Origin of the sequence: Enterococcus sp. BWT-B8 (assembly GCF_020567625.1) — a bacterium.
In the GTDB taxonomy this organism is placed as follows: Bacteria; Bacillota; Bacilli; order Lactobacillales; family Enterococcaceae; genus Enterococcus_L.
The window spans coordinates 359,180-373,883 of the sequence record NZ_JAJDJV010000001.1; the positions used below are offsets into that span (position 1 = coordinate 359,180).

The window sequence follows — 14,704 nt, forward strand, 5'->3', positions numbered from 1 at the left end:
ATTCTCGAGACAAAACATTACGCTGTATCCGTTTTTCTGAGTCTACGGTTCTCACTTCGTTCCGATCCTCGAAGCATGGAGGGGCTTTGGAACACCGTTTATTCGGCTTTAGCGGAGTCAGACATACTTATGTCACAGTCACAACCTCTTATTTTCCCAATAAACAGAAAATTTTTACAAACAAATCTCTAAATATTTCCAGGAAAGAAGGCGTATCCAGTTGACCAGACTGACACGAAATGAATTAATAGCAGAAATTATTAATCTGGAAGCTATTTTAAATCTTCCAAAAGGGACAGAACATTTTGTCAGCGATCTTCATGGAGAATTTGAAGCATTTGATCACATTCTGCGAAATGGTTCAGGCAGTATCAAAGAGAAGGTAAGGATTATTTTCGGAAAAAAACTGACAGATAAAGAAATCAATTCCCTCTGCTTTCTGATTTACTACCCTCAGGAGAAACTTGCTTTGCTAAAAGAGGAACAAATTCTGACATCCGATTTCTGGCAACAGAAAATTGAACAGCTGTTAACCATCGTGCGCTTTTGCTCCTGCAAATATACCCGCTCGAAAGTCCGCAAAGCTCTTCCGGAAAATTATGCCTATATTTTAGAAGAGCTCATCTATCCCTACGACGAAGAGGCTGACAAGGAAGACTATTTTAAACAGATTATTGAGAAAATTATTGATCTTCAGGAAGCTGAATTTTTTGTCGCTGCCCTTTGTGAACTGATCCAGCGATTGGTTGTGGACCATCTTCATGTAATAGGTGATATTTACGACCGGGGACCCTACCCTGACAAAATAATGGAAAAGCTGATCAATTATCATTCTGTGGATATCCAGTTCGGTAATCATGATATTATTTGGCTAGGTGCTTTTTGTGGTTCAAAAGCCTGTCTTGCCAACGTTCTGAGAATCTCTGCAAGATACGGCAATTTAGATCTGGTTGAAGATTCGTATGGAATAAATCTTGAGTCACTACGCAATTTCAGTAGAAAACATTATACAGATAATTTGCATTTCCAGCCAAAGAACAATCCTTACAGACAGCTTAGCACTGAAGAAAAAATCGACAGTATGCTGATTCAGCAGGCTATGACCATTATTCAACAGAAACTTGAGGGACAAATTATTATACGCCGACCTGACTTTAAAATGGAGGGGCGCCTTTTGCTGGACAAGCTTGAGGGAAATATCCTCAAATTGAACCAAAAAAACTACTCTACGGTCAACTCTTGTTTTCAAACAGTCAACATGGACTTTCCTTATCAGTTGAGCAATGAAGAGGATCAGCTTATGGAAGATCTCTCCCAACAGTTTAAAGAATCAAAACTATTGGAAAAACACATGTCATTTCTCGTTGAAAAAGGCTCTCTGTATTTAAATTATAATCATAATTTGCTGATTCACGGATGTATTCCGCTAAATGAAGATGGAACGTTTCAACCAATTCAGTTTAAAAAGTACACCTATTCAGGAAAAAAGCTGTTAGACTATTTTAACCAATGTATCCTGTCTGCATACCATAATCGACACAGTCAAATTGAAGAACTAACAGATATTATCTGGTATCTCTGGTGCGGCGAAGGCTCCTCTCTTTTTGGAAAAAAAGCAATGAAGACATTTGAACGATACTTTCTAAAAGAGAAAGAAACACATGCGGAGTTAAAAAATCCTTATTACAAATTGCGTGAAGATGAGCAGATTTGCATGAAATTAATGAAGGAATTCGATGCTGACCCTGCTTTGGGTAGCATCATTAATGGACATACCCCAGTAAAAGTGATGAATGGTGAAGCACCGATAAAAGCCAATGGAAAAATGCTGGTCATTGACGGCGGATTTTCTAAATCCTACCAAAAGATTACAGGAATTGGCGGCTATACACTTATTTCAAACTCCTATGGCATGCATCTGGCAGCACACAAGCCTTTTACAAAGAAAGAAGCAGCGATTCGCAACAGCGATGATATTGTTTCCAGCAGACAAATCATTGATCGAAAAAACAATCGCATTAAAGTTAGAGATACAACGATTGGTCAGTCGCTGAAAGAAGATGCTTTAAATCTGCAAAAAGTGTTGACAAAAAAACAAAGGAAGCTGGAATAATTAAATTCCTGCTCCCTTTTTGATATTCCAATGTTCCGCCTGTTCAACTGACAGCTTCGTTGGCTTCCTTATTTTTACGCTTCTTGGTAAACTTCTGATTTTTCAGTTCAAACACTGTATCACATGCATTTGCTACATCCTGTTCATGCGTTACAATAATGATACATTTATGCTCTTCATGAGCAACCTTTTGAAAAAGTTTAACAATGTCCTCAGATGTTTTTTCATCCAGATTCCCTGTCGGTTCATCCGCTACAATCAGCTCATGATCACAGCATAATGCACGAACAATTGCTACCCTTTGTTGCTGTCCACCGGATAATTGAGTCACATTTTTCTTTGCCAGTGCTTCATCAATACCGACTGCAGCCAAATGTTCAAGGGCACGGCCCCTTCTGTCATCCTTTTTCAATCCTGAAATAGCCATAGCAGTAAGAACATTTTCCAATGCTGACATATAAGGAAGTAAATTATAGGCCTGAAAAATAATCGATACATCATTTCGGCGGTAATTTCTCAAACCAATATTTTTTAAAGATTCTCCATTGTATTGAATCGTTCCGGTTTTTGGTACATCCAATCCTGAAATCAGTGACAGAAAAGTTGTTTTCCCTGATCCGCTGGCACCTAAAATAGCGTACATCTTCCCCTTGTGAAATTCCAGATCCACATCTTTATATAAATATTCTTCTTCCTGTTTGTACCAGTATCCTACATTTTTAGTTTCTAACATTTATTTACCCCTCCTATGTTGTCAAAATTTTACGCGGCTGCAGCCGAATAATTCCAATTGAAGATAACAGAATTGACCCAAAACTGATCATCAGACCCATTCCAGCCAGCATTGCAATTTGTTCTGCAGTAACCTTAATATCCATATCTTCAATTTGTGCAGCTGCTTCCTGTGAGCTTGCTCCAAGACTTCCAAAGTTGCCAGGACCACCGCCCATATTACCTTGTTGACCTCCTGGACCTCCACCTGCCATTTGAGCATTATCATTACCATTCGCGGCTGTCTGACTTGATTCTGTCTGCTGCTGAATCAGCTGTTCACCAACAACATTTCCGACAACATTTCCACTAACAGAGGCAACTGCTAATGCAATCAACATACAAACAAATATTTCAGTAAAAAATTGCATAATGACTTTTGCCCTTGCTTCACCCATTGAAAGCAGAACACCAATCTCATATCTTCTTTCACGAATTGTCATCATAACAATCAGTGTCAGAATAATTACACCTGCAACAGCAACCAAAATCACAATATTTCTTGCAAAGCTTGCCACATTATTTAATGGCTGCAGCATAGACTGATACATTTGATCATTCGTTTGCAGACTAAAAGTGTCAGTATCAATCAGTGCTTCTGCTTCTTCGACAAATGCCTCCATTTTTTCAGGATCAGTCAGGCTATAACTTGCTGAATCAATTGTCCCTTCTGAATCATCCCCCTTAAGTGTATTGGCAAATGTATACGAGCTGTACAAAGTATTGGATGGGTTCAGAAAATTGAACATCATCCCCATGCTGCTCCCGCTTTCTGACGTTTCAAAAATTCCCTTTACAATAACTTCATAGGTAGTGTCTTCGTCATCAGGACTTGTAATAGTAAATGTGTCGCCTACACTTAATTCATTGGCATCCGCTAATGTCTGCTCAATAACAACATTATTTGTATCCTCATCAGCAGAACTTATTGCCTCTCCCTCAACAATAGTGGAAGTACCCTCAGAAAATCCTGAATACATGGATAGATCCATCACACCAGTTACCTGAAAATCGCTTTGCATCATTGCAGCACCGTCACCGGTCTGTTCGCCTCCACCCATCATTCCGCCGCCTCCGAAGCCGTTCGTGCCGCCTTCAGCTGTTTCTGTTGACGCAGAATCTGTTGTTTCGTCTTCGCTGGAAATTGGTATGATATCATCCGTCGCTCCTGCAGAGGATGAAGAAATAAATGAGTAGCTTTTAACGTTATCCAATGCAGCAATCTTTTCTGCATCCTCCAGATTTACCGGTGTTACGCTAAAACTTCCCGGATCAAATCTTTCGCTGCTTCCGTCAGAGCTTTCAGCTCTCTGTATACTGCTCTCTCGGTTGGTACTCAAGGTTACGGTTGCTCCTACACTTTTCTTTGCGTTTTCAGTTGCTGTCAAGGCTGCGCTTCGAATAGTCAGCCCTGCCAAAACAAATATTAAAATCGCTGAGAACACAGCGCTCAGCAGTAATGTCCGTCCTTTCTTTGCTTTCATACTTAACAATGCCCGTCTAATAAAATCCATAAAAATCCTCCTAGCTAGATAATCCTTTCGGAACTATCATTACTTTATTCCTGCCAACTTAAATAGAACTTAAAATTCCATAACAAAATTTCACCTTGCAAAAAAAAGGTAAAGATGTTTAAATGGAACTGTCTCAATTTATTTATAGAAAGGACAGTACATTGGTTAAAAAGAAAATGAGCCTATATGGAGTGGTTTTCCTTGTCTGTTTGTTTCTAATATTCACCTATTTCTTCTCAACGAATACAGTTGATTATGCAAAAGAAGAGAAAATAACACAGACTTCTGAACCTGATATAGTGATAGAGCCTCCTGCTCAGCCCATTGCAGGAAAACAGGAAAGTAATCCTGAAACAGCCATTGAAATAGTTGATGCTGAAGAGCTGGACGTTTTTTATGATCAAATACAAACGATTATCAATAAAGCTTCTGTTGATTTTTCCGGAGATTTCGCTGTGACATATATAGACCTGTCAACTGGAAAACAATTGTCAGTTAATGGCGACAAAGAATTCTACACTGCAAGTACCATTAAAGTCCCTCTGACTATGATGGTTGCAGATAGAGTTAATGAAGGTGTCCTTCACTGGAATGATAAAATTGTTTATAACAAAGAAAGAGATTATGAAGAAGGAACTGGAAAGATAATCAACAATATTCAACCCTCCTATTCTTTAAACACTCTTCAGGAATACAATATTACTTACTCAGATAATATTGCGAAAAATATGCTGTACAGCTTATTTGGCGGAGAAAAACAGGCTAAACGTCAGCTTTACAGATACTTTTTTTCTCGTGAAACAGATGTAGAAGATGTCCAGTTTACATCGGAAGAAGCCGCTTCCATCCTTCAGATACTTTATCAGGAAAAAGCTGAAAATGCTGAATACCAAAAAATTTATGATTATATGAAAAAGACTGTTTTTCACGAACGCTTAGAAACCTCATTAACGGAAGGAAAAGTCGCACATAAAATCGGTTCTTACGATAACTATATTCATGATATTGGTATTTTGGAAACTTCACATCCATTTATTCTTTCTGTTTTTACAAAAGAAGAAGTTTCCGGAACCGGTGCAGAAGCTATTTCAAGACTGACAGATCAACTATGGAAGCTTCAGTCTGAACACTACCCTTCTTCTGCCGCTTCGCCTCAACAGCTGATACAACAAGCAGGTGCATAAAAAGTAGAGACCTCTGAACATTCAATAATACATGTTCAGAGTTTTTTTGTGCGCTAATCATTATTTTTATAAAATCTAAAAAAATACTAAAAAGTTTTTTATCCGTTACCCTTCCCCTTCTGCTGTTCTTTTTATCCTATCCTAACAATTGATAATGATTATCATTACAAATTAGAAACAACACAAATAAAAACACATTAAAACAAAGGTTCAACCTAATTGATAACCACTATCGTTCTCAATTAGATGAATTCATTATCAATTGCAATTGAATTTATGCTACTCTGTATATGAGGAGGGATCATGATGAAATTATCAAAAGAAAAACAAGCAGCATTATCCACTGTTTTTTGTTTTCTATTTATGATCACAGGTCTGCTGTTAGAAAAATCAGGAAGTTCTATCTATCCAATCAGTTTTGTTTTAGCAATAATCAGTGGTGGGGCAAAGCAGACGAAAGAAGGGATTTTAGACACCTGGAAAAATAAACATCTGAATGTGGATTTATTAATGGCACTGGCAGCTGTTGGAGCCTGCATTATCGGCAACTGGTTTGAAGGAGCCATGCTCACTTTTATCTTCTGTCTAAGCGGAGCACTGGAAGAATACGCAACAAACAAAAGTAAAAAAGAAATTTCCAATCTGATTAATATGCAGCCGGAAACTGCCTTGAAACTCATGGAAGATGGAAAGACGATTGAAATACCTGTTTCTGAGCTGAAACTTAAAGACCATGTATTAGTCCCAAAAGGCTCCAGCATTCCAATTGACGGCATCCTTTTAGCAAGGGACAGTTCAATTGATGAAGCAGCAATCAGCGGAGAATCAATTCCTGTTGAAAAACAAGCCGGTGCTGAAGTGTTTGGAGGAACGATTAATTTGGGTGAAGTGTTTACCATGGAAGTCAGCAAAAAAAGTGACGATACTCTCTTGGCAAAAATTGTTCGACTCGTTGATGAAGCGCAAAATACGCCATCTCAAACGGCAAGCTTTATTGACAAAATAGAAAATATCTATGTAAAAATTGTACTGATTATTGTTCCCTTAATGATCTTTATTCCTTACCTTTTTCTAGATTGGAGTTGGAATGAGAGTTTCTATCGGGGAATGGTTCTGTTGGTCGTTGCTTCCCCATGTGCGCTCGTAGCCTCGGCAACACCTGCAACCCTTGCAGCAATTTCAACTGGAGCTAAAGACGGCGTTTTGTTTAAAGGAGGTATTTATCTCGAAAACATTGCTGATCTGAAAGCAATCGCATTTGATAAAACCGGTACACTGACAAAAGGTGTCCCAGCGGTCACAGATGCACTGTTTTTGACAGAAAATCGTGATGGTTTGGATATATTACTGGCGATGGAACAGCAATCTACCCATCCGCTTGCACAGGCGATTGTGTCTTTTTATAAAGATCATAACGAAAAAATTATTGAAGACTTGGTTGTTCATAACATCGTAGGATTTGGGATGGAAACTGTTGTTGAGGGCATCACTTGGCGTGTTGGAAAGCAATCCTTTTCTGATGAAGAACCGTTAAAACCCGAATTAATTCAACAAGTTGAAAAACTTCACAGCGAAGGAAAAACAGTTATTTACTTGTTTAAAGAAAAAGAAATTGCAGCTTATTTCGGGTTGCTGGATCTGCCTAAACCGGAAGCAAAGAATGTCTTAGAGTACTTTAAGAATGAAGGAATCCATACAACAATGATTACCGGTGACCATTTAAAAACAGCGCAGGCAGTGGCAGCAGACCTTCCTATTGATGAAATCCATGCAGATTGTTTGCCTGAAGATAAAACAGCCTTAATCAAGCAGCAAAAAGAAAAATATAAGGTGAATGCGATGGTTGGAGACGGGATTAATGATGCCCCTGCTCTTGCAAACGCAACAATAGGCGTGGCAATGGGAGAAGGAACAGATGTGGCGATGGATGTGGCAGATATGGTTTTGATGAAGAATGATCTTGAAAAACTTCAGATGAGCCACCTTTTGTCCAAGAAATTAAAGCGAATTGTTACACAAAATATTATTTTTTCAGCAGCAGTTATCCTTCTTTTAATCCTATCCAACTTATTCCAGGTAATAAGTTTACCTCTTGGAGTTATCGGCCATGAAGGAAGTACCATTCTGGTGATTTTGAACGGTTTAAGATTGCTGAAAACAATTCCGTTTCCCACATCTAAAGATTCAAGTTCTCATGAACAAATGACTGGAAAGCTGATTGAAAATCGTTAATCGAATTGCTGGAACAGCAACAAAAAGAGTTTCTCCCAGCACCCTGACCAAGCTATAAATTATAATAAAAGGTCGTTTATAAATGATATTCAATGATAGAAAATGTTAACCTGTATACTTCAATGACAAGAACAAAACAGCTTTAAACCTGTATTAAAAGCTTGCTTCCACGCTTCTTCAAATGCTCGTCACCTATCCAGTAGTCATATATGTAATATTACTGGATAGGCTCCATATTTCTTGGATTAGAAGCATAACTTAGTTTTAATTCATTCAATATGCTATCATTATCAGGAAAAATCCTTTTTATTATCTATGAAGTTCAGATTTACAGTTCTTTTTCCAAAATATCTGCAATTCTCTGAGATGCATGCCCATCTCCATAAGGATTACTCGCCTGACTCATTTTCTCATACTCCGCAGGGTCTTCCAACAGCCTTTTAAAATTCGCATAAATGGTTTCTTCGTCTGTTCCGACGAGCTTCAACGTTCCTGCCGCAATGCCTTCCGGTCTTTCCGTTGTGTCTCTAAGAACAAGAACCGGCTTCCCCAAAGACGGAGCTTCCTCCTGAATTCCGCCGCTGTCAGTTAGGATCAGGTAGCTCCTGGCAAGAAAATTATGAAAATCAACGACTTCCAAAGGTTCGATTAAGCGAATACGTTCCTCTCTGCCCAAGTATCTATTTGCCGTTTCTCTTACCTTGGGATTAAGATGGATAGGATAAATGGCTTTAACATTATGATGTTCATCAATAATTCTGCGAATTGCCTTAAACATGCGTTCCAGTGGTCCGCCCAAATTTTCTCTTCGATGGGCTGTAATCAGAATCAGACGATCCTCCCCTATCCAGTCCAGCTCCTCATGTTTGTATGAAGATGTCACAGTCGTTTCTAGAGCATCTATTCCAGTATTACCAGTAACATAGATGTGCTCCGCTTTCTTCCCTTCGTTTAACAAATGTTCCTTTGCTGTTTCAGTCGGAGCAAAATGAAATTTACTGATTAACCCGGTTGCCTGACGATTAAACTCTTCTGGAAACGGTGAGAAAATATTGTAAGTCCGTAGCCCTGCTTCTACATGACCAACTGGAATTTGGAGATAGAAGCAAGCCAGCCCTGTAACAAAAGTAGTGGTTGTATCTCCATGAACAAGCACTACATCTGGACGTTCTTTTTCCAAAACCTCTTTAATACTAAGAAGTATGTTTGATGTAACATCGAATAACGTCTGATTTTCTTTCATTACAGCCAAATCATAATCGGGCTTCACGTTAAAAACATGTAAAACCTGATCCAGCATTTCCCGATGCTGACCAGTCACACAGACCTTTATGTCCAATTTTTTTCGACTTTTTAATTCATTTACTAATGGACACATCTTAATTGCTTCTGGTCTCGTACCAAAAACTAATAATACTTTTTTCATAAATATACGCCCCTCCTGATAAAGCAGCTCATTTTTTATACTTATACTATTCTTAAACATTATATTGCTGTTTCATATCCATCGTTAATTATAGCAGTTTTTCATCAACTATTTAAGCTTACACATCCTTTTGAAGTTCTTTCATTCTGTCAGCAGGCAATATAGTAGGAGAACAGTCTGCCTCTTCTTCATTTGTGGTAATTGAAATGACTCATTCAATCGTTACTCCTGTGAGAATTTCTGGAATATACAGCCAGCTATCTGTTATATAATTAAACTTTTTACTTCTACACTTTTAAAGATGAGAAACGAACTGAACCTAACAGTAAAATGAAAAAATTTACTGTTAAGGAAAAAAACTTGTCATCTTTTATTGCAATGAATGATTTGATTCGGTATAATGATTACTGTTGAATTACATTTTGGGCTCGCCTGAATTGTAAGACCTTATTTTATCGGAGGTGAAAGAAATGCCAAATATTGAATCTGCAATCAAACGTGTACGTACTAACGCAAACGCGAATGCTAAAAATTCATCTCAAACAAACGCTATGCGTACAGCTATTAAGAAATTTGAAGAAGCTGTCGCTGCCGGAGCTGACAACGTGGATGCATTATATAAAGATGCTGTAAAAGCTATTGATATGGCTGAAACTAAAGGTTTGATCCATAAAAACAAAGCGAACCGCGACAAGTCTCGCCTAAGCAAAAAAGTAGCTAAATAATTGATTTTTAGAAGCTGATTTAAGTCAGCTTCTTTTTTGTAGTGCGCCAAGCATAGCAACTACCTAGGTGGTGAAAGTCCACTGCGAGGGTACATATCGACCAATCGCTAGAGAAACGCAAGGCGGCATTCGTGAGGATGTGGCTGAAGGAAGCGTGTATCAAATTCTTGGCTCTACGAACAGAAACCTGATACCAAGGCTCGGTAAGTGGATAAGGTTCCTATACAAACCAAAGTCCAAAAGATGTGCGTAAACTTATCGGGTAAATCAGGCGAGTAAAAGAAGAAAGTTAGTTGTCTTACCCTGGGAGGTCTCACGAACGATTGAGGAGTCCCCTAGTAAGAAAATCGGTCGAAAAAGGTTTAGCGTGAGAAGTCAGCCGAGGTCATAGTAGTGGATTATCCAAAGTTGTTCATAGAGCGTCATCCACTAAATGACTAAAGCAAAGAGGAATCCCCTTTGCCTTAGATTATTATCTAAACGTACACACTGCAATATAAAGTTGAACCGCCGTATGCCGAACGGCTTTTACGGTGGTGTGAGAGGGGGCGGAAAGTCAGTTAGCTTTTCCCTCTACTCGATTCCAATGATATAACTATTAGAAGGCTTAGAAAAATTCAGATAAAAAGCTGCTTTAACAGTTCCCATAAGCAGGCAGATTAGATTGATTCAATCATTTTCTTTTGGCCTATAAATACAATATATCTTCAAAACAAAATCAGTGATTTTCTGGATATTTACAGACTCAGAAGAACACTGATTTTATTATTTGGAACACTTTTTTCTTATTTGTTTTCTATAAAACCTTATCTGAAATCTTTAGAATAAACAACTCAAATTGTAATTCTTTATCCATTCTTCCAGTTTTGACTGAAAAATCATTTTCCACCAGTTCATCATAAATTTTTTCCAATCTCTGTAATTTGAAGCTGCGGCTTTGCTGCAGACCCAATTTAATTCGATAAGGATGAACCTTCAATGCTTCGGCTATATTTGACTGCTGATAGCCCAGCTGAGACAATATCTTTGTCTGGAGCAGCAGACGTATCTGACTTAATAGGATGGCAGTCAGCTTGATCGTTTCTTCTCCCTGCAGCAAAAGATCCTGATAAGTCTGAATTGCTTTTTCACTATTGCCTGCCAAAATCTCTGCTGTAAGATCAAACACATTATGCTCTAAGGATTTTGGTACCAGTTCTTCCACTATCTCCAAAGTAATCCTTTTATCTTCAGAAGAAAAAAGAAACAATTTTTGCAGCTCTCCCATAATCTTCGTCAATTGGAAATCAGATAAATAAAGAAGCTTATCAAATGCTTTAGGTTGAATCTCATAGCCTTCATTTTTAATAGTTTGCTGAGTGTACTCTTTTAATGCCCGCTCATCCATTGGAGAAACATCAACCACCACCGCCTGTTTCTTTAGCAGTTTGGTTATCTTCTTTCTTTCGTCCAGCTTTTCAACATGTGCCTGAAAAACAACCACTGTAGAAGATGAGGGCTGCTCAAGATATGCAGTTAACTCTTTCATATCATGTTCGACAGGCGCAGCTTTCTTTTCACTGGTTAAAAAATAAGGATTCTCTATAAAAACCAGCCGATGATCCCCAAAAAAAGGTAACGTGTCTGCTTCAGCCAATGCTGCAGATAAAGAGATTTCTTCCATGTCATAAGAAGTTATATTAAATTCCTCTTCTCCTGATTGAAATAAGTGGTTCTGTAATTCTAACTTGAACAGTTCACTCAAATAGGTTTCTGTTCCTAAAACCAAATATAACGGAGCAATCTTACTCTCACGAACATCTTTCAATACTGTCTGCAAACTCATCTGATCCCTCTTTTCTCTTATTTATCCTAACATTCTCAAGTGTCAAAAGCTAGTCTGATCCTGTCACTGTTTTTAATTGCAGATCAGGTGAAAAAAATGACCACTCACAGTAAATCATTCCCTGTTTGTCGGTTCGATATATCTTCATTTTTTCTTCGTTCAGCTTTTCAAGTGTTTCTTCATGCGGGTGGTTAAAATGATTGTTTTGTCCACAGGAAATAACTGCTTCCTGCGCAGAGACAGCCTTTAAAAATTCTCGAGTTGTTGATGTTTTACTACCATGATGTCCGACTTTTAAAATATCTGCTGACAAAGCAGGAAATGCCTCAACCAACTTTTTCTCCCCTGTCTCCTCTAAATCTCCTGTAAACAAAAAACGCTTCTGCATTATATTGGTATAAAGAACAAGTGAATCATCATTGCTTCCTGCGCCAGCTTCCATAGGAGCTAATACTTTGACATCTAACTCCCCAGGTAAATCAGCTTTTGATTTAATGCTATAGAAAGAAGTTCCCTTCCTCTCCATTTCTTGAATTATTTGAAAAAAAGCAGTATCCTGTTCTGCTCCTTCAGAAAAATAAACAGATTCAATTTTTATTTTTTCACTAACAGCCAGCAAGTCGCCCATATGATCTGTATCACTGTGTGTTATAAAAACTTTATCAAGCTTTTTGACCCCTCTGCTCTTAAGAAATGGAATCACCGTATATTCTGCTGGACTTTTCTGCATTGTACGAGTTCTCCACGGCTCGGTCTGAAATGTGATCCTTCCGCCTGTATCAATCAAAATTGACTCACCACCAAAAGGAGCCTGAATGAATATACTGTCTCCTTGTCCAACATCTATAAAAGCTACAATCCCTGACTGCAGCACATATTTCTGAAATAAAAGAAACACCAATATTCCTGTATACACTAAAGCCTTTATTTTCTTATCAGGAAGATAAAACAGAATAAGCAAAACCAGGATAATTTCTGCCGCAAAAAGAATGAACGGTATCTTTCCAATGGCTGCAGAAAAGAACTGCTCCTCACTCATACTGGCAAATACTTTGTTCATTTGAATGAGGCATATTTCCAGCAACTGGCTGAGTATTGTCTTTTTTAAAATAAAAGACAATACAAATCCACTTGTCAAAGCCGGTAAAAGCAGATTTTCAAAAAAAGGAAGTAAAATAAATGTTAAAAGAATCCCAAGCGGCTGCCACTCATAAGTAGTCATTCCCAAGATCGGAATAGTAAAGATAGAAAGTAGTGCAGAGAAAAGAAATTTCCGAAAAATTGGAGAGCTTACCGTTTTTAGCGCTTCACTTAAATAAATAATGGAAAAAGACAGAAAATAACTGTACTGCCCTGCTAAAGTAAAAAGCAGAAAAGGCTGAATGAGTACCGCAAAAAATAAGGTCAAGCTCCAGATATCCAATGTGGAGAGGTGAAGCCGAAAGCGATTGCTGCCTTCTGAAAGATTTTTTTGAAGCAGCGCCCGAACCACACTGACAGAAAAACCTGTAAGTCCTGCGAAAAGAAAAGAAAGCAGCAACTGCCACCAGAAAAATGTCTCTATAGAAACACCCAGTCTGAGCAGCGTGTATCGCAGCAGGTTGGCAAAAAAAGCAACGTGCATACCGGATAAACTGAAAAGATGTAAGATACCCAAGCTTGTAAAAATTTCGTTCAGCTCATCATCTCCTGCTCTTTCTCCAAACAGAAATATCTTACAGTAAACGGCTGTAGTTGGATAGAGTACTTCATTACAATATAGCAACGCTTTTTTCCGAATTACGGACAGTTGCTCAAACAAAGAGAAGAATGGAGCCTTTACATCTTTTTGACTATGAATTTTTTCAATTCTCAGAATCTGATTTATATGATTCTGTCTAAGATATTCTGCATAATCAAAACCGTTTAGATTTGTTTTGCCTGACGGAAGTTCAAAACTTCCTGATACACATACCTCTGCTATTTCTGTCTGATGAAGCCAAAATTGCTGCTCCTGTTCTGAGGACAGCTGGTAAGTTCCCTTTACAATCAGCTGTCTGTCCTCAGTCAAGTCCCCTTCCACCTGTAAAAGATCACCATCTACTTTAATTTTATCAGGATGAATACGCAGAATTTTTTCTGTAACCGGACCTCCAAGCTTCTGTTCAGCCTCTTCTTTAATCAAAACATTAATCGAAATGAGAATAGTAAAAAAACTGCACAGAAAACCCGCATAAATAATCTTACGTTTTCCTGTGCTTACTAATCGGATGATACTGTATATCCATAAGATCAGGGTAATACTATTAAATTGTAGAATCACACAATTTCCGGCAACCGCAAAAAGAATTGGATAAAACCAATAATTAGTCAGTTCCTGAAGCAGGCTCTTCAAATGAGCTGAGTTCCTCTTCTCCTAATTGAAGTTCAGCAAAGTATTTTTTGGATAAGGTTACTTTTTCCGCTACGGCCCCTGCTTTTGAAATCAGTTCAACTGCATAAGGGTCATTTCTATAATCTTTCAGGTAATGAATTTTCTTGATTCCAGCCTGTAGGATCATTTTGGTACATTGCAGGCATGGAAAATGTGTGACATAAATTTCCGCCTGATCTGTTGGAATACCGAATTTTGCGCATTGTAAAATGGCATTCATCTCCGCATGTATTGTTCTTACACAATGACCATCTACGACATAACAGCCGTCGTCAATACAATGAACATCACTGCTGACAGAACCATTGTAGCCTCCTGCGATGATTCGTTTATCCCGCACAATAGTTGCCCCGACTTCCAGACGAGTACACGTGCTTCTTAAGGCCAGCAGCACACTCTGTGCCATAAAATACTGATCCCAAGGTATACGTTCCACTGTCAATATTGCTCCCCTCCATCTCATAAATCTTCTTTTGCTGAAACTTAAGCTATACAAATAGT

Annotated in this window: 10 protein-coding genes; 4 read left to right on the forward strand and 6 right to left on the reverse strand. The window is 38.3% G+C overall.

What is annotated here, in order from left to right; genetic code table 11:
- Positions 1–220: 220 nt before the first annotated feature.
- On the forward strand, positions 221–2,113 hold the full coding sequence (locus LI951_RS01600; protein ID WP_229441056.1) for a fructose-1,6-bisphosphatase: 1,893 nt from the start codon (positions 221–223) through the stop codon (positions 2,111–2,113).
- Between the two features lie 43 nt (positions 2,114–2,156).
- Here LI951_RS01600 and LI951_RS01605 read toward each other — a convergent pair whose 3' ends face one another.
- Together LI951_RS01605 and LI951_RS01610 are read right to left on the reverse strand one after the other, a co-directional pair.
- A complete protein-coding gene (locus LI951_RS01605) occupies positions 2,157–2,846 on the reverse strand; it encodes an ABC transporter ATP-binding protein (RefSeq protein ID WP_202067460.1) in 690 nt (229 codons plus the stop codon).
- A 13-nt stretch (positions 2,847–2,859) separates the two neighbouring features.
- Complete coding sequence (locus tag LI951_RS01610) at positions 2,860–4,398, reverse strand: ABC transporter permease (protein WP_229441057.1); 1,539 nt, start codon at positions 4,396–4,398, stop codon at positions 2,860–2,862.
- A 176-nt stretch (positions 4,399–4,574) separates the two neighbouring features.
- On the opposite strand from LI951_RS01610, the gene LI951_RS01615 reads away from it, so the two are divergent.
- Both LI951_RS01615 and LI951_RS01620 read left to right on the forward strand, forming a co-directional pair.
- Complete coding sequence (locus tag LI951_RS01615) at positions 4,575–5,582, forward strand: serine hydrolase (protein ID WP_420705905.1); 1,008 nt, start codon at positions 4,575–4,577, stop codon at positions 5,580–5,582.
- A gap of 306 nt (positions 5,583–5,888) precedes the next feature.
- Positions 5,889–7,814: a heavy metal translocating P-type ATPase gene (locus LI951_RS01620; protein ID WP_229441058.1), complete on the forward strand. Its 1,926-nt coding sequence runs from the start codon at positions 5,889–5,891 to the stop codon at positions 7,812–7,814.
- A gap of 328 nt (positions 7,815–8,142) precedes the next feature.
- On the opposite strand, the gene wecB is transcribed toward LI951_RS01620, so the two are convergent.
- Positions 8,143–9,240: a non-hydrolyzing UDP-N-acetylglucosamine 2-epimerase gene (wecB, locus tag LI951_RS01625; RefSeq protein WP_229441059.1), complete on the reverse strand. Its 1,098-nt coding sequence runs from the start codon at positions 9,238–9,240 to the stop codon at positions 8,143–8,145.
- A gap of 470 nt (positions 9,241–9,710) precedes the next feature.
- On the opposite strand from wecB, the gene rpsT reads away from it, so the two are divergent.
- Positions 9,711–9,965, forward strand: a complete 255-nt coding sequence (gene rpsT, locus LI951_RS01630; protein ID WP_202067456.1) for a 30S ribosomal protein S20 — start codon at positions 9,711–9,713, stop codon at positions 9,963–9,965.
- Positions 9,966–10,761: 796 nt separating this feature from the next.
- On the opposite strand, the gene holA is transcribed toward rpsT, so the two are convergent.
- The 3 genes from holA to LI951_RS01645 are packed head-to-tail and all read right to left on the reverse strand — an operon-like array spanning position 10,762 to position 14,639.
- Positions 10,762–11,790: a DNA polymerase III subunit delta gene (gene holA / locus LI951_RS01635; RefSeq protein WP_202067455.1), complete on the reverse strand. Its 1,029-nt coding sequence runs from the start codon at positions 11,788–11,790 to the stop codon at positions 10,762–10,764.
- A 49-nt stretch (positions 11,791–11,839) separates the two neighbouring features.
- Positions 11,840–14,164 (reverse strand): DNA internalization-related competence protein ComEC/Rec2, encoded by a 2,325-nt coding sequence (locus LI951_RS01640; RefSeq protein ID WP_229441060.1) that lies wholly within the window; start codon positions 14,162–14,164, stop codon positions 11,840–11,842.
- A complete protein-coding gene (locus LI951_RS01645; protein ID WP_202067499.1) occupies positions 14,136–14,639 on the reverse strand; it encodes a ComE operon protein 2 in 504 nt (167 codons plus the stop codon). Before LI951_RS01645 ends, LI951_RS01640 begins: the two co-directional genes overlap by 29 nt.
- Between the last annotated feature and the right edge of the window lie 65 nt (positions 14,640–14,704).

Bases quoted from the DNA above. Each gene is read 5' to 3' on its own strand.
- LI951_RS01605 (WP_202067460.1), bottom strand. From the start codon at position 2,846: ATGTTAGAAACTAAAAATGTAGGATACTGGTACAAACAGGAAGAAGAA.
- LI951_RS01610 (WP_229441057.1), bottom strand. From the start codon at position 4,398: ATGGATTTTATTAGACGGGCATTGTTAAGTATGAAAGCAAAGAAAGGA.
- LI951_RS01615 (WP_420705905.1), top strand. From the start codon at position 4,575: ATGAGCCTATATGGAGTGGTTTTCCTTGTCTGTTTGTTTCTAATATTC.
- LI951_RS01620 (WP_229441058.1), top strand. From the start codon at position 5,889: ATGAAATTATCAAAAGAAAAACAAGCAGCATTATCCACTGTTTTTTGT.
- wecB (WP_229441059.1), bottom strand. From the start codon at position 9,240: ATGAAAAAAGTATTATTAGTTTTTGGTACGAGACCAGAAGCAATTAAG.
- rpsT (WP_202067456.1), top strand. From the start codon at position 9,711: ATGCCAAATATTGAATCTGCAATCAAACGTGTACGTACTAACGCAAAC.
- holA (WP_202067455.1), bottom strand. From the start codon at position 11,790: ATGAGTTTGCAGACAGTATTGAAAGATGTTCGTGAGAGTAAGATTGCT.